This window comes from Streptomyces asiaticus, from assembly GCF_018138715.1.
GTDB classification, from domain to species: domain Bacteria; phylum Actinomycetota; class Actinomycetes; order Streptomycetales; family Streptomycetaceae; genus Streptomyces; species Streptomyces asiaticus.
In genome coordinates this window covers 5,821,249-5,845,412 of the sequence record NZ_JAGSHX010000006.1, presented here as the reverse complement: position 1 = coordinate 5,845,412, position 24,164 = coordinate 5,821,249, and the positions used below count along the sequence as shown (strand labels likewise).

The window sequence follows — 24,164 nt, the reverse complement described above, 5'->3', positions numbered from 1 at the left end:
TCATGAATTGGATCACTCGCTTATGACGAGGAGCTACAAAGAACAAGCACAGGACGCCGTCCGACTCATTAAGAGGGCACTAGCCGATCAGGACTTCACTGTCCATCATACGCATGTACCGGCGGCAGCATCGATGCACGGCCGTGACGAACTCCTCTGGGATGACTTATCGCTCACCAGCGGGTATGCGGGTGTCTCGCTTGCGTTCAGCGGGGCGCGTTCCGGACAGAATGATGATGTCCTCCGCGCTCATGAATATCTGTCCGCCGGGGCGTACGCCCTGTCGGTGAGCGATGCTGACCCACACATCCCTCAACAGCGGGGCATGTACCTGGGCGTCGGATCACTGGCCTTCGCGACATTGATGGCCCACCGTGCCAGGAGCGCCGGATACATAAACGCCATGGCGCACCTTGACCAACGGGTGAAGAAACAGGCGCGATGGATGGTCGAATGTTCGGCGAAGGCCCGTTTGTCCGCACTCGCAGATTTTGATGTCACCCGAGGGCTCAGCGGTATCGGTAGATATCTTCTCGCCCGAGGTGCAGCGGGAGAGACGGAGCTGCGCCTCATCCTCTCAAGATTCGTTGAACTGAGTCAGAGAGTTCCGTTCCGTGGTCACCGGGTTCCCGGGTGGTGGGCATTGGAGGGGCCACGAGGTGAGTCTCCGCAGGGCGATTTCAGCGACGGCCACCTCAATCTGGGCCTTGCCCATGGGATCTGTGGCCCACTCGTTCTTCTCGCCACTGCGTACAGTTCCGGCGTAATCGTCGAGGGACAGCGAGAAGCTATCGAGGAAATAGTGGGTGTGCTCCTGGATTCTATAAGCGAGGATGCCCACGGGATCTATTGGCCGCGGCTCATGACACTTACCGACTGGAGCAACCAGACTTCCAGCGACCGCTACCGGCCGCGCCCCTCGTGGTGTTATGGTACGCCGGGCGTAACGCGGGCAATTCAATTGGCCGCGTTGGCTCTCCAGAACTCGAACTGGCATGAAATCGCCGCGCAGTCATTGCTTTCGCTGCTTTCTATCCCACTGGGCGAGATGGGAATTCAAGACGCATCACTCTGTCATGGATGGGCCGGCCTCCTGCATATGGTGAGGGCGTGCAATCATGTGATCTCGGATGACAGATTGACTGACTTCAGTCATCGGATAGCAGAGAGAATCTTGTCCGAGCTGGATGAAGAGGCACCGTTCGGATTTCGCGCCGCAATGCTCAATGTGCCGCAGGGAGCCGATGTACCCGGATTCCTCGAAGGAGCGACCGGAATCTCGCTTGCCCTGGAATCCTACGCCACCGACTCAAGTCATCCTGACTGGGAAATGTGCATGCTCATCGCATAGCTTCGCTGTCTGCAGAAAGGGACGTACCTCGTGCAAAGATATAGTTTCGAGGATCTGCTCGGTGACGCGGACTTTTTCGCCGAGGAGTACTTCGACAAGCGCCCGCTGCTCAAGCGCGGTGCCGTGCCGGGCGACCCCCAAGAGATCCTTTCGCTGACGGATCTGGACGATCTTGTCAATTTGGAGGCGGTTCGGCCACCGTATATCGGTATTACCAAAGACGGAAAGCCGGTGGATGCGAAATGGTTTACACGAGCCACCGTGGTGCAAGGGACTCTGATACCGGATGCGGTAGTTCCGGAAAAAGTGCATGAGCTGTTCAAGTCCGGCGCCAGCGTTACGTGGATGTCTTTGAATCAGATATTTCCACAGGTGCGAGACTTTTGTCGGGTGTTCAGCCGCACATTTGCCTCGCGAAGCGATGCGGTTGCCTTCGTGACCCCGCCGCATTCCCGAGGTTACGAGGCCCACCGGGATGCAGTCGACGTCTTCGTCGTTCAACTCGCCGGACAGAAGCATTGGCAGGTCTGGAATGATCGCTACGAGGGTACCGGACTGTGCGACACAGAAAAACTGGGCCCACCTGACTTCGACGTCACTCTCACAGCGGGCGACATCTTCTACCTTCCTTATCGAACACCCCACCTTGTCTGCACAGAAAGTGATGTATCGCTGCATCTCTCCATAACGGTTCGACCACGACTATGGCGAGATCTGCTGATGCTCACCCTCCATAAACTTCTCGACGATCCTTCGTTTGACGATTACCCATACCTCCCGTCAAATGATCGCCGGCGCGTGGAACTTCAGCTGCAGGAGAAGTTCGAATCACTGCAGAAGCTGATCGGTGATATGGAGGCCGAGTCGGAAGTCGACCGACTCATCAGGATCGGTCGGAGCATGGAGGGGAGCTCCTCCTCTCGTATCTTCGGTGGCGCAGAACGGCGATCTGTTCATGCACAGAATCCTTGATGGCGCCGAGGCGGAGGAGGTCGGCGCCCGATCAGAGAAGGAGCTGTTCGGCGGACGTCTTCGCACATCGCATGGAATGACGCGGCATGAGGGCGCAGCTCAGGGTGCTCGTTTCTTTATGATGCTTCGACAGCTCCCTGCGCTACTGCGACGGACCGTACAGTTGGGCTGGCGCGCGGACCGTAAGACGCTGATGGTCTTCTTTGTGGCAGAGGTGGGTCAAGGGGCCGCTGCCACGTATGTCTTGCTGTCGATCAACACGATTCTGGCCTCCCTCTTCATGGGGAGTACTACCTGGGAGCACGCAAGAAGTTCAGCACCGTCTCTCTTGTACATCGGGAGTGCGAGTACGGTCAGCGCGTTTCTCCGCGCCATCAGCACGGGGGCAACGAACCGGCTCGGGCCGAAGGTTGAAAAACTCGCCGCCACTGATCTGTTGCGCCGCGTGGTGCGTGTCGAGTTAACGTCACTCGAAGACCCGGATTTTCGGACCCTGGTCGACTCCGCGCAACCTGGGACAATCTCGGCCGGCCGTATGATTGGTCATAGTGCAGCCATCATCGGCGGCGCAGTCTCGCTGCTTGCCATGGGTGGAGTCCTCGCCATTCTTCATCCCGTTCTGCTGCCTCTGCTGCTCTTCGTGGTAATTCCCAAAGGGTGGGGGGCCGTTCGCAACGCCCGACGCTCTTATCAGTTCATGCAGTCACGGGTCGAACATATCAGGCAGCAGCAGGCACTCGGCCGGCTGCTGACGGAGCAGCACGGTGCTGCGGAACTTCGTGTGCATGGCGCCGGGGCTTATTTGCTGGCGCATTACGAATCAATGGCTGCGGGTGGCGAAGCTGAGCAGAGTCGAATCTCCAGAAATGCAACCCTTACCGAACTAGTAGCGTCTGCGGTTTCAGGAGTATCCACTGTGGCCGCCTATGCGATTCTCGCCGCACTGCTCGCCACGCAACACATGGCGATGGCCGGGGCGGCGACTGCCCTATTGGCCATGAGGATAGGGACGTCAGGGCTGCAGCGACTCGTCATGAGCATCAATCAGCTGTATGAACAAGCGCTTTTCTTCAACGACTGGAGGAGGGCTTGCAATGAGGCCGAGTTGCGCGCGATGACGACTGAAGGAAAATCGATTACCGGACCGTTCCGGGCGATGGAGGTAAGAAGAGTCAGCTATTGGTACCCCGGCACTAAGGTGCCCGCTGTCCGCGACGTGAGTCTGTCCGTCCGTCCGGGCGAGGTGGTCGCCCTGGTGGGGGAGAACGGAAGCGGGAAGTCGACCTTGGCCAAGATCATGGCCGGACTTTATGTCGCACAAGCCGGGAGCGTGTACTGGAACGGCATTGATATTGCCCGCGCCAACCGTCATGAAATGTTCCAGCATATAGCACTGCTCACCCAGGACTTCAAACACTACCCTTTTACCGCGCGCAGTAACATCACAATTTCCGACACCAGGAAGTCGGATGACGTCAACGCTCTCAAAGACGCCGTATCGTATGCTGATCTTGAGTGCCTTTTCAACAGCCTCGCGCACGGTTGGGATACCGTTCTGGATCGCACTTTTCGCGGTGGCCAGGAACTGTCAGGAGGACAATGGCAGCGTATCGCCCTGGCGCGCGCGCATTTCCGTGATGCGGACCTCGTCATCTGTGACGAACCGACCTCTTCCCTCGACCCCAAGTCAGAAATTCAGGCTTTCGAGAAACTTCGCGCCCTGGCAGACTCGGGGAAGTCGGTCCTCCTCATCACTCACCGACTGGCATCAGCGCGCCACGCGGAACAGGTCGTCGTGCTCGCGAAGGGCCGTGTCGTCGACATCGGGGCACCCGAAGAGCTGTTAGGGCGCCCCGGGACGTTCCGTGATCTGTACATGATGCAGGCCGCGGAGTTCGGGCAGGCCGATCTGCCTCTATAGGCGGGTCCCGATCGTATCGGTGCGGACGATCCTTCCCTCTGGCACCGCGTAGCGACGACTATCCCACCCAGATGGCTACAGTGTTGGGTGGTGAGGCATGGCGTGCCCGCTGCCTCTGTGAGTTGCGCTGAGTGGGGTGGCCTATGCGCTTTCATTTACTCGGCCCCGTGGGAGCGTCCGTCGAAGGTCGTCGCATCGACATCGGTCCTGCGAGGCAACGTACGGTACTGGCGGTGCTTCTGGTCGAAGCTCAGAGGGTGGTCGGCATCGATCAGTTGATCGATCGCGTCTGGGGCGAGGCACCACCGCGTACCGTGCGCTCCACGCTGTACAGCTACATCACCCGCATTCGTGCCGCGCTACAGTCCCCGGGCTCCAAGACCGGCGGCGTCGACCTGACCCGTCAGGGAGGGGGGTATGTGCTCGAGGTCGCCCCGGAACAGATTGATCTCCACCTTTTCCGCCGCATGGAGAGGGATGCACGCGCGGCCGCCGACGACGAGCGGGCGGCCGCCCTTCTGCGCGAGTCGCTTGGGCTGTGGACGGACAACGCACTCTCCGGGTTGACCGGCGCTTGGGTTGAGGCCACCCGCGCACGGCTGGATGAGGAGCGCATCGCGGCGTCGCTGCGGTACCACGACATCGAAATACGTCTCGGACGTTCCGAGGCTCTCTTGGCCGATCTGCGGGAGTGGGTAGCGGCTCATCCGCTGGACGAGCGTCTCGTTGGCCAGCTGATGGAGGTTCTTTACCGATGCGGCCGCCAGGGTGAGGCCCTGGAGTGCTTCGACAGCACCCGTAAGCGGTTGGCCGAGCAGCTCGGCATCGACCCCGGTCCCGAACTGCACGGATTGCACCAGCGGATGCTGGTCGCCGATCCGGCGCTGAGCGACTCGGCCTCCGTTCCGCAGGCGATGTCGGCGCTACCGGTACCGCAGCAACTTCCCCTGCCCCCTTCGCCGTTCACCGGCCGGAGCCGTGAACTGGACGAGCTGGATCATATTCTGGCCTCGCGGGCCGACGCCGACCGGATGGTGGTGATCTCGACCCTGGGAGGCACCGGCGGCATCGGCAAGACCTGGCTGGCGTTGCACTGGGCGCACCGCCATCTCGAGGAGTTTCCCGATGGGCAGCTGTATGTCAATCTCCGCGGCTTCGACCCCGCCGTTGAGCCCTTGTCTCCGACGACGGCCCTGCGTGGCTTCCTGGAGACGCTCGGCACCGCTCCGCAGGCCATTCCCTCCGACCCTGACTCCCAGGCCGGGCTGTACCGGTCCCTGGTCGCCGGCAAACGCCTCCTCATCCTGCTGGATGATGCCCGCGACGCCGCGCAGATCGTCCCGCTTCTGCCCGGCAGCCCCAGCTGCGCTGTCCTGATCACCAGCCGCAACCAGCTGACCGGCCTGGCCACCGTTTACGGCGCCCGTCCGCTGGCCCTGGACGTTCTCTCGGACGCCGAGGCCCGCGAGCTGCTCCACCACCGCCTCGGGGCGGAGCGGGTCGCCGCCGAGCCCGAGTCCGTGTCCGCTCTTGTGCGGCGATGCGCGGGATTACCACTGGCGCTGGGCATCCTGGCCGCCCGCGCCGCCACGCATCCCGACTTCTCCCTCGCGGTCCTCGCCGACGAACTCAGTGAAGACGCCGCCCAACTGGACGTGTTCGACACCGGCGACGTGAGTGGCGACCTCCGGGGGGTCTTCGCCGCCTCATACCGCGCGCTGGCCCCCGAGACGGCCCAAGTCTTCGCTTTGCTGGGATTGGCGCCCGGGCCGGATATCAGTCTGCGGGCGGCCGCCGCCCTCATCGGTCAACCCGTGCCCCGTACTCGTGCTCTGCTGCGCAGTATCGAAGCCGCGCATCTGGTGCGACAGGGTCCTCCCGACCGCTACCACATGCACGACCTGGTCCGCCTCTATGCCATGGAACGCGGGGAGCTGGATTTCTCCCCCGAAGCGCTGGACACCGCTCTGCGCCGCCTGATCGACTTCTACCTTCACACCGCGGGCACCGCCGACCATCTGCTGAGGCCACACCGCCACCTGATCGAGCTCGGCCCGCCGGCCGACTGCGGGCCGCAGCCGTTGGAGGACTCGACGGCGGCACTGGCCTGGTTCGACGCCGAACACCCATGCCTCCTCGCCGCCCAGCGACTGACGATGGAGAAGGGGTGGAACACTCCGGCCTGGCAGTTGGCGTGGGCCATGGACACCTTCCACTACCTTCGCGGGCTCCTGGACGACCATCTGTCCGTCTGGCGGGACGGGTTCGACGCCGCCGAGAAACTGGGGCAGCCCCTCGCGCGGTCCTTGTCCCACTGGCGCCTCGGCCATGCCCATGCCTTCGCGGGTCAGAGCGGTGAAGCCCGGCACTATCTGCTGCGGGCACTGAGCCTGTTCGAGATGGCTGATGATGCCGTCGGCCAGGCGCACACCCACGATTCTCTCGGATGGGTCTGGTCGGAGCTGGGCGACCATCAAAGGGCATTGGATCACGCTGAACGCGCCTTGGACCTCCAGCGAAGCCTCAGGGATCCCGTTTGGGAAGCCAACGCGCTCAATGCGGTGGCTTGGTATCACGCCCAGCTCAGTCAGTACGCACAAGCTCACGGCCACTGCGAGGAGGCGCTTACGCTGTTTCGCCGACATGGTGACCGGCACGGCGAGGCGGCCACCCTGGACAGCTTGGGCTATATCGCCCACCACAGCGGAAACCATGACCAAGCCCTCGACCACTACCGCAAGGCCCTCACCATCCGGCGCGAGACAGGCAATGCCCATCAGGAAGCCGACACCCTGGTCCGGTTGGGCGACACCCACCACGCGCTGGGGCGGGACATCGAAGCCCGCCACGCCTGGCAGCAGGCCGTGGAGAAGTACCGCGCGCAAGGCCGCTCCGAGGAGGCCCAACGGGTCCGGCTCCAACTCAACGCGCTTGACGCGGAAACCGTTTGATCCCTGGTGGTGAGGGCGCAGGCGGTCCGCCACCCCTACCGAAGGGGTGGCGGACCGTACGACCGGAGCCCGGGGCGTCAGCCCTCGGCGCGCGGGCGTGCGGGCGCGTCAGCGCTTGGCGCGGGCGGCGGTGCGGGCGCGCTCCTTCTGGTCCAGCACCACCTTGCGGATCCGCACCGTCTCCGGCGTCACCTCGACGCACTCGTCGTCGCGGCAGAACTCCAGGGACTGCTCGAGCGAGAGCAGCCGCGGCGGGACCAGGGACTCGGTCACATCCGCGGTGGAGGACCGCATGTTGGTGAGCTTCTTCTCCTTGGTGATGTTGACGTCCATGTCGTCGGAGCGGGAGTTCTCGCCGACGATCATGCCCTCGTACACCTCGGTGCCCGGCGAGACGAACAGCACCCCGCGCTCCTGGAGGTTGGTCATCGCGAAGGCGGTGACCGCGCCCGAGCGGTCGGCCACCAGCGAGCCGTTGTTACGGGTCTTCAGCTCGCCGAACCACGGCTCGTGGCCCTCGTGGATGGAGTGGGCGATACCGGTGCCGCGGGTCGCGGTCAGGAACTCGGTACGGAAGCCGATCAGACCGCGGGAGGGGACGATGAACTCCATGCGGACCCAGCCGGAGCCGTGGTTGGACATGTTGTCCATCCGGCCCTTGCGGGTGCCCATGAGCTGGGTGACCGCGCCCATGTGCTCCTCGGGCACATCGATGGTGATGCGCTCGATCGGCTCGTGGAGCTTGCCGTCCACCTCCCGGGTGACCACCTGCGGCTTGCCGACGGTGAGCTCGAAGCCCTCCCGGCGCATGGTCTCCACCAGGATCGCCAGCGCCAGCTCGCCGCGGCCCTGCACCTCCCAGGCGTCCGGGCGGTCGGTGGGCAGCACGCGCAGCGAGACGTTACCGATCAGCTCGCGCTCGAGCCGGTCCTTGACCAGCCGCGCGGTGACCTTGCGGTCCTTCACGGCGGACTTGTCGGCGCCCTTGCCGCCGGGGCCGCGGCCGACCAGCGGGGAGGTGTTGGTGCCGATGGTCATCGAGATCGCGGGCTCGTCGACGGTGATGAGCGGCAGCGCGATCGGGTTCTCCGGGTCGGCCAGGGTCTCGCCGATCATGATGTCCGGGATACCCGCGACCGCGCAGATGTCACCGGGGCCTGCCACCTCGGCGGGCTTGCGGGTGAGCGCCTCGGTCATCAGCAGCTCGGTGATCCGGACGTTGGAGATGGTGCCGTCGCGCTTGATCCACGCGACCGTCTGCCCCTTCTTCAGCTCGCCCTGCTCGACCCGGAGCAGGGCGATACGGCCGAGGAAGTTGTCCGCGTCCAGGTTGGTGACATGGGCCTGGAGCGGCGCGGCCGCGTCGTACTCCGGCGCCGGGACGGTCTCCAGCAGGGCGGAGAAGAACGGCTGGAGGCTGTCGCTGTCGGCCGGGACGGTGCCGTCCTCCGGCTTGGTCAGCGAGGCCACACCGTCACGGGCGCACGCGTAGACGATCGGGAACTCGATCTGCTCCTCGGTCGCGTCCAGGTCCAGGAAGAGGTCGTACGCCTCGTTGACGACCTCGTCGATCCGGGAGTCCGGGCGGTCCGTCTTGTTGATGCACAGGATCACCGGCAGCTTGGCCTGGAGCGCCTTGCGCAGCACGAAGCGGGTCTGCGGCAGCGGCCCCTCGGAGGCGTCCACCAGCAGGACCACCGCGTCGACCATGGACAGGCCGCGCTCGACCTCACCGCCGAAGTCGGCGTGGCCGGGGGTGTCGATGATGTTGATGGTGACGGGGTCGCCGCCGTCCGCCGGGTGGTACTTCACGGCGGTGTTCTTCGCGAGAATGGTGATGCCCTTCTCGCGCTCCAGGTCGTTGGAGTCCATGACCCGGTCGTCCACCTGCTGGTGGGCGGCGAACGCGCCCGCCTGCTTGAGCATGGCGTCGACGAGGGTCGTCTTGCCATGGTCGACGTGGGCGACGATGGCGACGTTACGAATGTCGTGGCGCGTGGGCATGAAAGCGCGCTTCTCCCGGTTGTTGGGTGGCGGCGCGCTCCTTGGGCGGCGCGCCTTCCGCCGGGCTGATCACGCCTCGGCCTCACCCCCATGGTACGGGGACGGCACGCGGACGAATGCCGCAGCCCATCCCGCACCCCATCTCGCGGCCCATCCCCGCGCCGGTCCCCCGCCCGGAGCCGCCTTCGGCGGCGGCTCCACGGGGAGGGTTCCGGGCGGGTCTTTCCCCTCCCCGCCCCTTCCCACTACCAGGGGCTCCGCCCCTGGACCCCGGGACCCGGGGCGTCGTCCTGCCACGCGGCGGGGCCGCATACCGATGCTGGGGGAAGGGATGGAGTTCCGGGCCGGGGGCTGGGGCGGAGCCCCAGTTTCGGGGAAGGGCGGGGAGGGGAGTAGCCCGCCGCAGGCGTTGCGGACCGGTGGACACCCCTTAGCGGCGGAAGCCGATGTCCTGGTAGCGCGGGGTGGCGAAGCCGAAGGCGCCCGCGTTGACCAGACCCTTGCGCATCGCGACCAGCTGGGGCCGCTGATAGAGCGGAATCGATCCGGCCGCCGCCCAGATCCGCGCATCCGCCCGGCTGACCAGCGAGCGCGAGGCGCCGTCGTCCAGCTCGGAGAGCGCCTGGTCGAAGAGCTGGTCGATCTGGTCGGTGCCCACCCGGGTGTAGTTCTGCTCGACGACCAGGGAGCCGTCGGCCGCGGGCTGCGGCTTGGCGTAGATGGGGCGGGCGTCGGTGGCCGGGTACGCGGAGGCGGGCCAGGAGTAGAGGGCCAGGTCGTAGTCGCCGGTGGCGATGTGGTCCCGGAAGTAGCTCTCGCCGGAGACCTTGGTGATCTCGGTCCGTACGCCGATCTTCTCCAGCATTCGCGCGATGCGCTCGCCGACCGTGCCCAGCCGGGCGCCCGTCTGGTCGTCGGGGAGGACGAAGCGCAGCACCAGCGGCCGTCCCTTCTTCCGTACGACCGCCGTCTCCCGGAGCCGTCCGGACCGCCCGGCGTCACCGGCCGCGGGCGGGGCGCCGGAGGCAGTGAAGGACACGGCGCCGGAGGCGCTCTCGGTGGCGGGACTCGTGGAGCTCTCGTTCGTGGAGCCCTCGGTGGCGGGACTCGTGGAGCTCTCGGTGGCGGGATTCGTAGGGCTCTCGGTGGCGGTCGGGGCGCTCTGCCTCCTGCCCCGGTCGTCCGTCTTGCCGTCCAGCGCCTTCTGCCGGCCGGTGCCGCCCGCCCGCCAGCCCGCGTCGGCGAGCAGCGACTGCGCGGCGTTGGTGTCCGGGTCGCCGAGGGCGCCGCTGTGGTCCTTGTAGCCCGGCTGGCCCGCCATCAGCAGATGGTTGCCGAGCGGCTCGGACGGCAACCCCACCGGCTTGAGCACCAGCTTCGCCAGGGCCTTCCGGTCGATCGCGCGGGCCACCGCGCGGCGCACCCGCTCATCGGCGAGCGGGCCCTTGGTGCCGTTCAGGGCGAGCTGGGTGTAGCCGGGGTCCAGGGCCTTGCGCAGGGTGAACCTGCTCAGCGCCCGGGTCCGCGCCCGGTTCTTGTCGGTGTCGCCGGTGGCCCCTGCCCGGGCTTCCGCCTCCTCCCGCGCCGCCCCGTTCCCGGTGGGCCCCGCCCCCGTACGCGTCGTCTCCGCCGCCTCCCGGCCACCAGCGGACGCCTCCCGGCCGCCGGTGGACGCCTCCGGCGCACCCGCCTTGCCCGAGGCGGAGGAGGAGCCCCGCCCGGCGCCCGCGGCCTGCTTGCCCGGGGCGGTGGCCTGGATGCGCCGGGCGGTGGTCCGGTCCACCTCGGCCAGGTCCAGCCGCCCGGCGATCAGCGCCTCGGCCCGCTTCTCGGCCGGGACCGCCTCGAAGACCATCCGGCTCAGCCGCGCCCGGTCGCCCCACCAGCGGGGGTTGCGGACGAGGGTGACCTCGGAGTCCGTGACCTCGCGGACCATGAAGGGCCCGGCGCCGACCGCGAGCCCCTTGCTCGCCGCCGCCGTGAAGACCGCCGGGTTGCCCATCACGCTCTTCGGGTACAGCGGCGTGAACAGCGAGCGCCAATCGGTGTACGGCTTGGCGAAGGTGACCTTGACCTCGTGCTCCTTGTCCCCCGGTTCGACCTTGGCGATCCGGTCGTATCCGTCGTTGCGCGCCGTCCCGTACGTGTCGTCGGTGCCGCGCAGCGCCTTCCACTGGGCCTGGAAGTCCTCCGCGCCGATCGGGCGCCCGTCGCTCCACACCGCCTTGGGGTTGAGCTTGAAGACCACGACCTGCTTGGGATCGGTCGAGGTGACGTCGGCGGACGTCAGATAGTCGCCGTTGCGCTGGGGGCGGCCGCGGGCGTCGAGGGTGTAGAGGGAGGGCAGCACGGCGCCCGCGATCCGCTGGGTTCCCGTGTCCGCGGTCTTCTGGAAGGCGTTGAGCGTGGTGGGCGTGGCGTCCAGGGCCCAGCGCAGGGTGCCGGTGCCGGCGGTCCCGGAGCGGGGTGCGGAGGCGATGTCCCAGGCGGCGCGCGGCGGCGGGCCGTCGTCGTCCGAACTGCAACCGGTCAGTACGGGCAGCGGCAGCATCACTCCCGCGGCGAGCAGCATGGTGCGGCGGCTCCTGGTGATCGGCATGGCTCGTACCTCCGCAGGGTGACGGATATATGCGCATTTGGCATAGTGTGACGCTGATCGCATATACTCCTCACTCAAAGCGACGGTTCATGGGACAGCACGCCGAGAGGGCCATGGAGACGGCCATGAGGGGAAAGGATCACCCGCCCGGATCAATGCGGCGGGCGCGCACTCCGGCGCGCGGCGGCGGAATCCCGCCGGTGACGGCGCCAATCCCGACAGATCCCTTCACAACCAGGACCGTGGCGCGTAACACTCGCTGTCGCATGAGCGTCGCCAACCGCAACCGCGGAAGTGAGGGCAAGTCATGTCCTTGAACGACGACTTGACGGCCGTCCAGCGCTGTCTCGATGACCTGGTCCGTTCCGTCTCCCGGCTGGAGCAGCGGGTGGGCGCCGGCGGGCTGGAGATACGCCGGGTCCGCACCGACGCGGACCACCTGCGCGAGAGCCTCGCCCTGCTGCGCGAGACGGCTCCCGTGGAGCGATCACGCCCCGAGATGGTTCCGGTCCCCGACGCCCCGTACGACAGTGCGCTGTGGTCGGACGTCGACGACGAGGGCCTCGGCGCACGAGATCGCCACGCGCCCTAGGGACGGGCCGGAGCGCCTCCCGTCACGGGGCGCATCCCCACCGTCCCCCCATACCACTCCACCGCGGAGTTCCCCTTGGCCACAGGCACCGACCCCCAAGCCACCACGTCCGCACCCGCAGGCTCCGGAACGGCCCCGCACGGCGTGCACAGCGCCTCGCGCGCCGCCATCCCCGGCCGCCATCTGCGCAGCGACCGCTGGTGGCTCTCCCCCGCCATCACCGCCGCCGGACTGTTCGCGTTCATCGTCTACTCGACCTGGCGGGCCTTCGCGGGGGACGACTACTACGCCGAGCCGTACGTCTCCCCCTTCTACTCGCCCTGCGTCGCCCAGAACTGCGTGCCCATGAAGGGCGGCGCCAACTGGGAGATCTTCGGCGCGTGGTGGGGCCTGTCCCCGGCGCTGCTGATCCTGATCTTCCCGCTCGGGTTCCGGCTCACCTGCTACTACTACCGCAAGGCGTATTACCGGGGCTTCTGGGCCTCGCCGCCCGCCTGCGCGGTCGCCGAGCCGCGCGCCAAGTACACCGGCGAGACCCGCTTCCCGCTGATCCTTCAGAACATCCACCGCTACTTCTTCTACTTCGCGGTGATCGTCGCGGGGATCCTCACCTATGACACCGTGCTCGGCTTCCGGGACGAGCACGGCCGCTGGGGCCATATGGGCCTGGGCACCCTGGTGCTGCTCGCCAATATCGTGCTGATCTGGGCGTACACCCTCTCCTGCCACTCCTGCCGCCATATCGTCGGCGGCCGGCTGAAGCACTTCTCCCGGCATCCGGTGCGCTATCGGCTCTGGGGCTGGGTGAGCGGGCTCAACGCACGCCATATGCAGCTGGCCTGGGCCTCTCTCATCAGCGTCGCCGTCGCGGACTTCTATGTCTATCTGGTGGCGAGCGGCGCCTTCGACGATCCCCGCTTTTTCTAGGAGAGGTGCTCATCCGATGACGCAAGTCGAGCGGCAGGCGTGGGACGTGGTCGTGATCGGCGCGGGCGGCGCCGGGCTGCGTGCCGCGATCGAGGCCCGCGAGCAGGGCATGCGCTGCGCCGTCATCTGCAAGTCGCTGTTCGGCAAGGCCCATACGGTGATGGCCGAGGGCGGCATCGCCGCCAGCATGGGCAACGTCAACGAGCGCGACAACTGGCAGGTGCACTTCCGCGACACCATGCGCGGGGGCAAGTTCCTCAACCACTGGCGGATGGCCGAGCTGCACGCCCAGGAGGCCCCGGATCGGGTCTGGGAGCTGGAGACCTGGGGCGCGCTCTTCGACCGCACCCCGGAGGGCAAGATCTCCCAGCGGAACTTCGGCGGCCATGAGTACCCCCGCCTCGCCCATGTCGGGGACCGCACCGGCCTGGAGCTGATCCGCACCCTCCAGCAGAAGATCGTCTCCCTCCAGCAGGAGGACAAGGCCGCCACCGGCGACTACGAGTCCCGGCTGAAGATCTTCCAGGAGTGCACGGTCACCCGGATCGTCAAGGACGGCGACCGGGTCGCCGGGGTCTTCGGCTACGAGCGCGAATCGGGCCGATTCTTCGCCCTGGAGGCCCCGGCCGTGGTGCTGGCCACCGGCGGTATCGGCAAGTCCTTCAAGGTGACCTCCAACTCCTGGGAGTACACCGGCGACGGCCACTCGCTGGCGCTGCTCGCGGGCGCCCCGCTGATCAACATGGAGTTCGTGCAGTTCCACCCGACCGGTATGGTCTGGCCGCCCTCGGTGAAGGGGATCCTGGTCACCGAGTCGGTGCGCGGCGACGGCGGGGTGCTGCGCAACAGCGAGGGCAAGCGGTTCATGTTCGACTACATCCCGGACGTCTTCAAGGAGAAGTACGCCCAGTCCGAGGACGAGGCCGACCGCTGGTACGAGGACCCGGACCACAACCGCCGCCCGCCCGAGCTGCTCCCCCGCGACGAGGTGGCCCGCGCCATCAACGCCGAGGTGAAGGCGGGCCGGGGCTCCCCGCACGGCGGGGTCTTCCTCGACGTCTCCACCCGGATGCCCCCCGAGGTCATCAAGCGGCGGCTGCCCTCGATGCACCACCAGTTCAAGGAGCTCGCGGACGTCGACATCACCGCCGAGCCCATGGAGGTGGGCCCCACCTGTCACTACGTGATGGGCGGGGTGGACGTCGACCCGGACACCGCGGCCGCCACCGGCGTGCCCGGTCTCTTCGCCGCGGGCGAGGTCGCGGGCGGAATGCACGGCTCCAACCGGCTCGGCGGCAACTCCCTCTCCGACCTACTGGTCTTCGGGCGCCGCGCCGGGCTCCACGCGGCCCGCTACGCCCAGGAGATCGCGGACTCGGGCACCCGTCCGGTGCCGGACGAGGCGCAGCTGGACCTGGCGGCGGCCGAGGCGCTGCGCCCGTTCAGCGCCGAGGCCGGTGAGCCGGACGAGACCGCGGGCCCGGCCGGGCCGCCGGAGAACCCGTACACCCTCCACCAGGAGCTCCAGCAGTCGATGAACGACCTGGTGGGAATCATCCGCAAGGCCGAGGAGATGGAGGAGGCGCTGCACCGGCTGGCCAGTCTGCGGATCCGGGCGCGCCGCGCCGGGGTCGAGGGCCACCGGCAGTTCAACCCCGGCTGGCACCTGGCGATCGATCTGCGGAACATGCTGCTGGTCAGCGAGTGCGTGGCGCGCGCCGCGCTGGAGCGGACCGAGAGCCGCGGCGGGCACACCCGCGACGACTGCCCGGAGATGGACCGCGAATGGCGGCGGCTCAATCTGGTCTGCCGGCTCTCCGACCCCTCGGGCGGTCTTGCGGCCCCCGACACCGGGCACGGCCAGATCCGGCTCGAGCGGCGTGAGATGCCGCCCATCCGGCCCGACCTGCTGAACCTGTTCGAGAAGGACGAGCTGGTGAAGTACCTGACGGACGAGGAGCTGACCCAGTGAGTGCGTACGAGGCCCACTTCCGGGTGTGGCGGGGCGACCAGGACGGCGGCGGTCTGAAGGACTTCCACGTCGAGGTCAACGACGGCGAGGTCGTGCTCGACATCGTCCACCGGCTGCAAGCCACCCAGGCCCCCGACCTGGCGGTCCGCTGGAACTGCAAGGCGGGCAAATGCGGTTCGTGCAGCGCCGAGGTCAACGGCCGGCCCCGGCTGCTGTGCATGACCCGGATGTCGGTGTTCGAACGGAACGAGACGATCACCATCACCCCGCTGCGGGCCTTCCCGGTGGTGCGGGACCTGGTGACGGATGTGTCGTTCAACTACGCCAAGGCCCGTGAGGTGCCGTCCTTCGTGCCCCCGAAGGGGCTGGGTCCGGGCGAGTACCGGATGTGGCAGGAGGACGTGGGCCGGTCCCAGGAGTTCCGCAAGTGCATCGAGTGCTTCCTGTGCCAGGACACCTGCCATGTGGTGCGGGACTTCGAGGAGAACAAGGAGGCGTTCGCCGGGCCGCGGTTCCTGATGCGGGTCGCGGAGCTGGACATGCATCCGCTGGACGCGGCGGCCGAGACCGGTCTTGACCGCAAGAGCACCGCCCAGGAGGAGCACGGGCTGGGCTACTGCAACATCACCAAGTGCTGTACGGAGGTCTGCCCCGAGCAGATCAAGATCACCGACAATGCGCTGATCCCGCTGAAGGAGCGGGCGGCGGACCGTAAGTACGATCCGCTGGTCTGGCTCGGCAACAAGATCCGGCGCCGGGGGGAGTGACGCCTGCGGCGGGCTGCTCCCCACCCCGCCCCTTCCCGAAACCGGGGCTCCGCCCCAGACCCCGGAGGTCAGGGGCGAAGCCCCACCTTCCAGCCCCTCCAGGGGGCACCTCCCAGCGGTAGCTGGGGAAGCTTGAGCAGCGGGGCCTGGGGCGAAGCCCCGCCATCCAGCCCCTCCGGCGCTTGAGCAGCGGGGTCAGGGGCGAAGCCCCGCCATCCAGCCCCTCCGGCGCTTGAGCAGCGGGGCCTGGGGCGAAGCCCCGCCATCCAGCCCCTCCGGCGCTTGAGCAGCGGGGCCTGGGGCGAAGCCCCGCCATCCAGCCCCTCCGGCGCTTGAGGAGCGGGGTCTGGGGCGGAGCCCCAGTTCGGGAAGGGGCGGGGTGGGGAAAGATCCGCCGGGAGCAGCAGCGCTCCCCGCGGATCGTGTCACGGGCCCGCCACCACCGGTGGGCCCACCACCGGCGGGGGCCCACTGCCGGCGGGGGCCCACTGCCGGCGGGGGCCCACTGCCGGCGGGGGCCCACTGCCGTAACCGGCCGCGACCCGTCACCACAGGCTGAGCAGCGCCTCCACCGAGTCCGGCCCCGAGGCCTGGCCGTCCGGAAGGGCCAGCTCGAACCAGACGGTCTTGCCGAGCGGGGTCCTGCGGCTGCCCCAGCCCGCACTGAGCAGCCCGACCAACTGGAGCCCGCGCCCACCCTCGTCCGTGTCCCGGGCGCGCCGCCGCCGGGGCTGCACCAGACCGCCGTCCCAGACCTCGCACACCAGCGTGCGGTCCAGCAGCAGCCGTAGCCGGATCTCGCCCTCGCCGTACCGCAGGGCATTGGTCACCAGCTCACTGACCAGCAGCTCGGTGGTGTCCACCAGCTCGTCCAGGCCCCAGGACTCCAGCTGCTCCCGGGCCAGTTCGCGGGCCCGGCCCACGGACTGCGGGGCGCTGGGGAGGCGCCAGTCGCCGACCGACTCGGCCGACAGACCCTGCACCCGGGCCATCAGCAGGGCGATGTCGTCCTCGCCGTGGTGGGTGTCGAGGGTGCTCAGGACGTGGTCGCAGACGTCCTCGAGGGATCCGGCCGATCCGGCCGATCCGGCCGATCCGGCCGCGGCGTTCCCGCCGTCGGCGCCGTCCGGGGTGTTGAGGGCCGCGCGCAGGGCGTGGAGCCCCTCGTCGAGGGTGTGGTCGCGGGACTCGACCAGACCGTCGGTGTAGAGGGCCAGCAGCGCGCCGTCGGGTAGCTCGACCTCGATCTCCTCGAACGGCTCGCCGCCCACGCCGAGCGGCAATCCGGGCGGGACCTCCATCAGCAGGGCGTCCTCGCCCGGCTCCACGAGGACGGGGGGCGGATGCCCGGCGTTGGCGAACGTGCAGCGCCGGGTGACCGGGTCGTAGACGGCGTAGACGCAGGTGGCGAGGTAGACCTCGGTCAGATCGGAGGAGTCCTCCGCGGCCTTGCCGTCGCGCACGAGGGCGCGCGAGCCGGGCCGCGCGCCGGCGTGCGAGCCGCCCGGTGTGCCGAGGCCCCGGGCGATCTCGTCCAGCGCGGAGAGCACCTCGGCGGGCTCCAGGTCGAGCAGGGCGAGGGTGCGTACGGCGGTGCGCAGCTCGCCCATGGCCACGGCGGCGCGCAGCCCCCGCCCCATCACGTCGCCGACGACCAGCGCGGTGCGGTGCCCGGGCAGCTCGATCACGTCGAACCAGTCGCCGCCCACCTCGGTCGCCGCGTTCCCCGGCAGATAGCGGCAGGCGATATCGAGCCCGGCGGCCTCCGGGTCACCGGGCGGGAGCAGGCTGCGCTGGAGTATCAGCGCGCGTTCATGTTCCCTGCGGTACAGCCGGGCGTTGTCGATGCTCACGGCGGCGCGGGCGGCCAGCTCGACGGCGAGCGCGCGGTCCCGTTCGCCGAACGGCTCGCTGCCCTTGGTGCGGGAGAACTGGGCCAGACCGACGACGGTGTCCCGCGCGACCATCGGCACCACGAGGGTGGACTGGAGCATGGCCCCGAGCTCCAGGGCCTCGCTGCCGTCCCGCCCGGGGACGACGCGGACCTGGGCGGTGCGCAGGGCGTGGGCGCACAGCGAGTTGAAGGGGTAGCGGTGCACCTCGCCGACCTGGATGGGCTTGGGGTCCTCCACCGTGTTGACGCGGCAGATGTCGCCGTAGGCGACCGGGCCGTCGGAGACCGCGCTGGCGAAGGCGACGCGGCGCAGCTCGGCGCTGCCGTCGGCGAGCCCGGGCGGGGTCTCGTCGCCGGAGAGCAGCCCCTGGTAGAGGTCGACCGAGGCCAGGTCGCAGAACTGCGGTACGGCCACGTCCAGCAGCTCGCGGGCGGTGGTCTCCAGGTCGAGCGAGGTGCCTATTCGGGCCCCGGCCTCGTTCAGCAGCGCCAGATTGCGCCGTACGCCCGCGGCCTCCTGTTCGGCGCGGCGGCGGCCGGTGACATCCGTGGCGAGCCCGGCGACGCCGATGGGGCGGCCGGAGCCGCTGTGCAGCCGGTAGAGCGAGACCGACCAGCGGCGGCGGTCGGGGCTGCCCGGCGCCTGGCCCACGATGGGCATATCGGTCAGCGACTGGCCGGTGTCCAGGACCTGGCGCAGCGCGGCGGCCAGCCGGTCGGCCTCGCCGCGCGGCAGCAGATCGTGCGGGGTCGTACCGCGGTACTCCTCGGTGGGGCGACCGAAAACCTTGGCAAAGCGCTCATTGACGCGGAGGATCCGCAGATCGGTCCCGAAGAGGAAGAAGCCGAGCGGAGATTGACCGAAAACGGCCTGTGACGAAGCAAGATCAGTTTCCAGCCCGCGCAACGCGCTGACGTCCACCGCGATACAGAGCGCGGCCCGCTTCCCGTGCTCGTCCTGAGCGGGCATCACATAGACCTCGGCGATGCCATGCCCGCTCGGCGTCCGGGGGTTACGGTAGGGGACCAGCCCGGTCCACTCCCGGCCGTCGAGGATGTCGGCCACCGCGCGCTGGCCCGTCTCCTGGTACTCCGGCGGTACGAACGCCTCCACCGGATCCCTGCCGATGGCCTGGTTCGCCGTCAGCCCCAGCAATTCCCCGGCCCGTTCGCTCCACTGCGCGATCCGGCCGTCGGGCCCGAGCGCGAAGGAGGCGACCCGGATGTAGTCATAGATCGAGCCGGGAGGACTGCTCTGCCACACTGCCGACATCGAGGACATGGACGACATGTCCGACATCGAGGACCCCTGTGACATCGGCGACACCTGCGAACCCACCGTCTCCTCGGGCATATCAGCTCCCGCTGGCTTCTCGCTCATGCGCCCGTCCCCTCCGGCTCAGGTGCTCCGACCGGCTTCAGATAGCCGAGTATCCAGCACTTCGGCCATCCCGAGTACGGTCTTCACGATCACAGCACTATCTCAGCCCGCCATCAGAGTCCGTCCCGGCTTTTGGTGAAGCGCTCATGATCAGCGCTCCCCCTCACTCCTAACCAGACGGAGGCGGCTCGAACCCCATGGATTTTCCCGCCCGGGACGTTCTCAGGAAGTGCGTGGACGGGTCCCCTCGGCGGGCTCGGCCGACCCGGCGCCTGACGCTCCGGCATCGGCCGACCCGGCGCCTGACGTCCCGGCATCGCCCGCGCGCAGGCGGCGGACGGCCTCCGCCACCGCGGGGCGGTCCTCGTCCAGCCAGTCCACCTCGTCCACCCGGTCCGGGGGGAGCCAGCGCAGTTCGTCGTGGTCCTGGAGCGGACGCGGCTCACCGGAGCGCAGGGCCGCGGTCCATACCCGCAGCACATAGCCGGGCTTGAGGGGCCACTCCCCCGGCAGCGGTTCGAGCGGCTCGACCTCGACCCCGAGCTCCTCGCGCAGTTCGCGGACGAGCGCGGCCCGCGGGGTCTCCCCGGGCTCGGTCTTGCCGCCGGGCAGCTCCCAGCGGCCCGCGAGCTCGGGCGGGGCGCTGCGCCGCGCGGCCAGCAGCCGTCCCCGGTCGAACACCGCTCCGCCCACCACCACACGCACGCTCATGATCCGCACCCTAGCCTGCGCGGAAGCACACCGGAGCCCCGGGGCGGGAGCGCCCCGGGGCTCAGAAAGAGGCCGACCGGACTCGGGCTAACCGGACTGACGGGACGCAGCGGTCCGCTCGACCACGTACAGCTGCTCCTGGCCCTCACCCTCCAGGCGGTCGGCCACCTCCTGGGCCTCCGTCCTGGTGGCGTAGCGCCCGACGCGGTAGCGGTTGCCGTTGTTGTCCTGGCGGATCACGAGCCAGGGCAGCACAGCGTTCCCGTCACTCATCTCCCCGCCCCCTCCGCTGTGGCGCGCCCGGGCGCACGACCCCGCGACACCGTTAAGGAAATCCCGTTCCGCATATGCCCGAGCCTACGCCCTACCTTCACGCAGCGGATACGTGTTCTTACAAGGAGGCACTCATCCGGCCATGTCTCAGACGCCGACTTCGGCCTTCACCCGGTCACCGTCGCCGCCCTCGCCCGCCTCGTCGGCCGGGGTGGCGCCCAGCTCGCGCTCGGCCTCCAGCAGCGTCGGATTGCGCCATGCGCTGCGTACGCCCCAGAAGTAGAAGGCCAGCCCGATCAGCGCGACGATCACGATGTCCCAGCCGCCCGGCAGATAGCCGCGGCCGCCGAAGTCCTTGCCGCCGGCCCACGACACCGCCGCCATGACGAGCAGATACGTGACCATCCAGGCGCCGGCGGCCAGATGCGGCCGCAGCTCCGCCCACGGCTTGCGCAGCTCGTACCAGGCCCAGACCGGCAGCCCGATCGCCATGATGAAGATGACCTTGCCGGTGAGCGGCCAGCGGGCCCAGTACAGCACCAGCGAGCCGAAGACCATCGCGATCGGCGCGATCACCGGCATCGCGCGCAGCCGCACCGGGCGCGGCAGCTCCGGCGAGAGGCGGCGCAGCGACATCACGGCCACCGGGCCGGTGATGTACGAGATCACGGTCGCGACGGAGACGATCTCGGCGAGCGAGCCCCAGCCGCGGAAGACCGCGAGGAAGATGAAGGCGATCCCCAGGTTGAGCAGCAGCGCCGGGCGCGGAATGCCGGTCTTGGGGTCGACCTTGCCGAAGATCCCCGGCAGATGGCCGTTCTCCTGGACGCCCTGGATCATGCGCGAGGTGGTGGCCGCGTAGATCATGCCGGTGCCGGACGGGGAGATGAAGGCGTCCGCGTACAGCAGCATCGCCAGCCAGTTCAGGCCCCAGGCCAGGGAGAGATCGGCGAGCGGGGAGTTGAAGGAGAGCCCGGACCAGCCGCCGTGCTTCAGATCGGCGGCGGGGACGGCGGTCAGGAAGGCGATCTGGAGCGCGACGTAGATCACCAGCGCGATGAGGATCGAGCTGATGACGGCCTTGGGCAGTGACTTCCCCGGCTCACGGGCCTCACCCGCCATGTTGAGCGGCGACTGGAAGCCGTTGTAGGCCCAGACGATGCCGGAGACGGCGACCGCGGTGAAAACGGAGCTCCAGCCGTTGGGCGTGAAGCCGCCGTTGCCGGTGACATTGCCGGTGTCGAAGTGCGACAGCAGCAGCGCGCCGGCGGTCAGGGTCGGCACGACCACCTTGAAGACGGTGATCGCGGTGTTGGTCTTCGCGAAGAGGGTGATCGCGAACCAGTTGAGGAAGAAGTAGAAGAGCAGCAGCACGGACGCGAACGCGACACCGCTGCCGGTCAGCTCCTTCCCGTCGTACAGCGCCTTGGCCCAGCCGAAGTCCCAGGAGGACATGTACTGCACGGAGGCGGTGGCCTCACCGGGGATCACCGAGACGATGGCGATCCAGTTGGCCCAGGCGGCCAGATATCCGGCCAGTGACCCGTGCGAGTACTGGCCGTACCGGACCATGCCCCCGGCCTTGGGGAACATCGAACCCAGCTCGGAGTAGGTCAGGGCGATGGTCAGGGCCACGGCGGCGCCGATCACCCAGGCCAGAATGGCGGCGGGCCCGGCCAGCGCGGCGGCGCGCTCGGCGCCGAACAGCCAGCCGGAGCCGATGATCGACCCGAGACCCACGGCGGTGAGGGCCACCGGTCCGAGTGACCTTCGATAATGCGAGTGGGAACCCTGCTCCGTGCTCAAGTTCCTGGCACTCCTTTCGCCCCCCGACGACCGGACATAAACCGATCCATCGTAAGAGCGAAATGGAGGGTCCCCTTCCAGTAACCCCTTTCACCTGCACTGATGTGAGTTTTGCAACAGAGGGCGCGGGAACCGCGCTCAGCTCATGTACTCGCGGAGGGGCCGGCCACAGCGGGGCCGCCCACAGCGGGGCCGCCCACCGTGGGAAGCGGCATCAGCACCGGCTCACCCGTGGGCGCCTTGCGGCACACATCCCCGCACTCGGCGTCCAGCGAGCAGCACAGCGAGCAGACGGCCCCCGCCCGCACCGGGCAGTCGGCGATGTCCGGCAGCTCGTACGCCGTCTCGCACGAGGCGCACAGGTGGGTGGCGGTGATGTCCGGGACGTCGGCACCGGGCCCGTTCACCGGGTTCGTCCGGGCCAGGTAGTAGCGACCCCCGGTGAGCCAGGCCAGCAGCGGGCAGAGCACCAGCGCCAGACCACAGGCGATGAAGGTCGAGAACGCCTCGGCCACCTCCCCGAAGGCCCCGAAGAAGGCGACGATCGAGACCGCCGACGCGATCACCATCGCACCGAATCCGGCGGGGTTCACGGGATGCAGATACGCCCGCTTGAACTCGATGTACTTCGGGCTCAGCCCGAGCGGCTTGTTGATGACCAGATCGGCGGCGACGGCGGCTATCCAGGCGATGCCGACGTTGGAGTAGAAGCCCAGCAGCTTGTTGAGCACCGCGAACATGTTCATCTCCATCAGCGCCAGCGCGATGGCGAGGTTGAGGAAGATGTACCAGACCCGGCCGGGGTGGCGGTGGGTGACCCGGGAGAAGAAGTTGGACCAGGACAGCGAGCCGCTGTAGGCGTTGGTCACATTGATCTTGATCTGGGAGACCACCACGAAGAGCGCGGCGGCGGGCAGCGCGACCGAGCCCAGCCAGGGCTTCAGCGCCTCGATCTGCGGGGCGATGGGCTCCAGCGCATGGGTCTTGCCGACCGCGTCGAGCGCCACGAACGCGAGGAAGGCGCCACCGATCTGCTTGGCCGCGCCGATGACCACCCAGCCGGGGCCGGCGGCCAGGACCGCCAGATTCCAGCGCCGCCGGTTCTCATCGGTCTTCACGGGCATGAACCGCAGATAGTCGGCCTGCTCACCGATCTGTGCGATCAGCGAGAGCGCGACACCCGTGCCCAGGCCGTATCCGATCCAGTCGAATCCGGAGCCCGCGCCCTCGGTCCCGCCGAAGGAGGCGAACGCGCCCCAGGAGTCCGGCGCCTCGAAGGCCAGCACCACGAACGGCAGGGCGAGCCCGATCAGCCAGATCGGCTGGGTCCACGCCTGCACCTTGGCGAGCGCGCCCATACCGCGGAAGACGATCGGGATCACGATGAGGGTGGTCAGCAGATAGCCGACCGGCAGCGGGATATGGAGGGCCTGATGCATGGCCTGCGCCATGATCGAGCCCTCCAGCGCGAAGAAGATGAAGGTGAAGCTGGCGTAGATCAGCGAGGTCAACGTCGAGCCGAAGTAGCCGAATCCGGCGCCCCGGGTGATCAGATCCATGTCCAGGCCGTAGGTCGCACAGGCGCGGGCGATGGGGATGCCGGTCAGGAAGATGATCGTCGCCGCGGTGAGGATCGAGGCGATACCGCTGGTGAAGCCGTAGGTGAAGACGATGGACGCGCCAATGGCGAAGTCCGCGAGATAGGCGATGCCGCCGAGCGCCGTGGAGGCGACCATGGTGGGCGACCAGCGGCGGTAGGAGTGGGGTGCGTAGCGCAGCGAGTAGTCCTCACGGCTCTCGTCCGCCGCCAGCCGGGCGTAGCCGCGCCGCGGGGCGGTTGTCGGCTCTCCCGCCTGTGTTGGCGCTCCCGCCTGTGTTGGCGCTCCCGCCTCAGGTGTGACCGTATCGACCGCATCCGTCATACCGGCTTCCCCTGTCGCTCGGGCCGTTCCGTTTACGCCCGAGGACGGTAGAAGTCGCAGGTGACGCGCGTCCGCTGCGAGCCATTGCCGGACCGTTACGGCGGCGGGGCGGCGGTTAACT

15 protein-coding genes are annotated in these 24,164 nt (G+C 68.3%); 8 read left to right on the top strand and 7 right to left on the bottom strand.

Going from position 1 to position 24,164, the window contains the following annotated elements; genetic code table 11:
* Window positions 1-22 precede the first annotated feature (22 nt).
* The 4 genes from KHP12_RS32490 to KHP12_RS32475 all read left to right on the top strand — a co-directional run bounded on the left by KHP12_RS32490 (window position 23) and on the right by KHP12_RS32475 (window position 7,195).
* Complete coding sequence (locus KHP12_RS32490) at window positions 23-1,351, top strand: lanthionine synthetase C family protein (RefSeq protein WP_086879990.1); 1,329 nt, start codon at window positions 23-25, stop codon at window positions 1,349-1,351.
* A gap of 30 nt (window positions 1,352-1,381) precedes the next feature.
* Complete coding sequence (locus KHP12_RS32485; RefSeq protein WP_167442360.1) at window positions 1,382-2,323, top strand: JmjC domain-containing protein; 942 nt, start codon at window positions 1,382-1,384, stop codon at window positions 2,321-2,323.
* Window positions 2,283-4,244: an ATP-binding cassette domain-containing protein gene (locus KHP12_RS52970; RefSeq protein ID WP_086879992.1), complete on the top strand. Its 1,962-nt coding sequence runs from the start codon at window positions 2,283-2,285 to the stop codon at window positions 4,242-4,244. The genes KHP12_RS32485 and KHP12_RS52970 overlap by 41 nt, the downstream gene beginning before the upstream one ends.
* A 143-nt stretch (window positions 4,245-4,387) precedes the next feature.
* Window positions 4,388-7,195, top strand: a complete 2,808-nt coding sequence (locus tag KHP12_RS32475) for an AfsR/SARP family transcriptional regulator (protein WP_086879993.1) — start codon at window positions 4,388-4,390, stop codon at window positions 7,193-7,195.
* Window positions 7,196-7,303: 108 nt separating this feature from the next.
* Here KHP12_RS32475 and typA read toward each other — a convergent pair whose 3' ends face one another.
* Window positions 7,304-9,199 (bottom strand): translational GTPase TypA, encoded by a 1,896-nt coding sequence (gene typA, locus KHP12_RS32470; protein ID WP_210609799.1) that lies wholly within the window; start codon window positions 9,197-9,199, stop codon window positions 7,304-7,306.
* Between the two features lie 430 nt (window positions 9,200-9,629).
* Window positions 9,630-11,798 carry an ABC transporter family substrate-binding protein gene (locus KHP12_RS32465; protein WP_211833984.1) on the bottom strand — a complete coding sequence of 723 codons (2,169 nt, stop codon included), beginning with the start codon at window positions 11,796-11,798 and terminating at the stop codon, window positions 9,630-9,632.
* Window positions 11,799-12,105: 307 nt separating this feature from the next.
* On the opposite strand from KHP12_RS32465, the gene KHP12_RS32460 reads away from it, so the two are divergent.
* From KHP12_RS32460 to KHP12_RS32445, 4 genes are all read left to right on the top strand, one after another.
* Window positions 12,106-12,390, top strand: coding sequence for an Rv0250c family protein (locus tag KHP12_RS32460; RefSeq protein ID WP_020868672.1), 285 nt, complete (start codon window positions 12,106-12,108; stop codon window positions 12,388-12,390).
* Window positions 12,391-12,465: 75 nt separating this feature from the next.
* Window positions 12,466-13,317 (top strand): succinate dehydrogenase subunit SdhC, encoded by an 852-nt coding sequence (sdhC, locus tag KHP12_RS32455; protein WP_211833983.1) that lies wholly within the window; start codon window positions 12,466-12,468, stop codon window positions 13,315-13,317.
* A gap of 16 nt (window positions 13,318-13,333) precedes the next feature.
* Complete coding sequence (locus KHP12_RS32450; RefSeq protein WP_211833982.1) at window positions 13,334-15,289, top strand: fumarate reductase/succinate dehydrogenase flavoprotein subunit; 1,956 nt, start codon at window positions 13,334-13,336, stop codon at window positions 15,287-15,289.
* Complete coding sequence (locus KHP12_RS32445; protein ID WP_211833981.1) at window positions 15,286-16,056, top strand: succinate dehydrogenase/fumarate reductase iron-sulfur subunit; 771 nt, start codon at window positions 15,286-15,288, stop codon at window positions 16,054-16,056. Before KHP12_RS32450 ends, KHP12_RS32445 begins: the two co-directional genes overlap by 4 nt.
* Before the next feature lie 545 nt (window positions 16,057-16,601).
* Here the strand turns inward: KHP12_RS32445 and KHP12_RS32440 are convergent.
* The 5 genes from KHP12_RS32440 to KHP12_RS32420 form a co-directional block, all read right to left on the bottom strand.
* Window positions 16,602-19,331 (bottom strand): SpoIIE family protein phosphatase, encoded by a 2,730-nt coding sequence (locus tag KHP12_RS32440; protein ID WP_211833980.1) that lies wholly within the window; start codon window positions 19,329-19,331, stop codon window positions 16,602-16,604.
* A 222-nt stretch (window positions 19,332-19,553) separates the two neighbouring features.
* Window positions 19,554-20,042: a (deoxy)nucleoside triphosphate pyrophosphohydrolase gene (locus KHP12_RS32435; RefSeq protein WP_244203100.1), complete on the bottom strand. Its 489-nt coding sequence runs from the start codon at window positions 20,040-20,042 to the stop codon at window positions 19,554-19,556.
* Between the two features lie 87 nt (window positions 20,043-20,129).
* Entirely contained in the window at window positions 20,130-20,315 is a 186-nt protein-coding gene (locus tag KHP12_RS32430; RefSeq protein ID WP_037960218.1) for an SPOR domain-containing protein, read from the bottom strand.
* Window positions 20,316-20,462: 147 nt separating this feature from the next.
* On the bottom strand, window positions 20,463-22,121 hold the full coding sequence (locus tag KHP12_RS32425; RefSeq protein WP_086883912.1) for an APC family permease: 1,659 nt from the start codon (window positions 22,119-22,121) through the stop codon (window positions 20,463-20,465).
* Window positions 22,122-22,264: 143 nt separating this feature from the next.
* On the bottom strand, window positions 22,265-24,043 hold the full coding sequence (locus KHP12_RS32420) for a purine-cytosine permease family protein (RefSeq protein WP_244203099.1): 1,779 nt from the start codon (window positions 24,041-24,043) through the stop codon (window positions 22,265-22,267).
* Window positions 24,044-24,164: the final 121 nt, after the last annotated feature.

Bases quoted from the DNA above. Each gene is read 5' to 3' on its own strand.
- KHP12_RS32490 (WP_086879990.1), top strand. From the start codon at position 23: ATGACGAGGAGCTACAAAGAACAAGCACAGGACGCCGTCCGACTCATT.
- KHP12_RS32475 (WP_086879993.1), top strand. From the start codon at position 4,388: ATGCGCTTTCATTTACTCGGCCCCGTGGGAGCGTCCGTCGAAGGTCGT.
- typA (WP_210609799.1), bottom strand. From the start codon at position 9,199: ATGCCCACGCGCCACGACATTCGTAACGTCGCCATCGTCGCCCACGTC.
- KHP12_RS32465 (WP_211833984.1), bottom strand. From the start codon at position 11,798: ATGCCGATCACCAGGAGCCGCCGCACCATGCTGCTCGCCGCGGGAGTG.
- KHP12_RS32460 (WP_020868672.1), top strand. From the start codon at position 12,106: ATGTCCTTGAACGACGACTTGACGGCCGTCCAGCGCTGTCTCGATGAC.
- KHP12_RS32450 (WP_211833982.1), top strand. From the start codon at position 13,334: ATGACGCAAGTCGAGCGGCAGGCGTGGGACGTGGTCGTGATCGGCGCG.
- KHP12_RS32440 (WP_211833980.1), bottom strand. From the start codon at position 19,331: ATGAGCGAGAAGCCAGCGGGAGCTGATATGCCCGAGGAGACGGTGGGT.
- KHP12_RS32435 (WP_244203100.1), bottom strand. From the start codon at position 20,042: ATGAGCGTGCGTGTGGTGGTGGGCGGAGCGGTGTTCGACCGGGGACGG.
- KHP12_RS32430 (WP_037960218.1), bottom strand. From the start codon at position 20,315: ATGAGTGACGGGAACGCTGTGCTGCCCTGGCTCGTGATCCGCCAGGAC.
- KHP12_RS32420 (WP_244203099.1), bottom strand. From the start codon at position 24,043: ATGACGGATGCGGTCGATACGGTCACACCTGAGGCGGGAGCGCCAACA.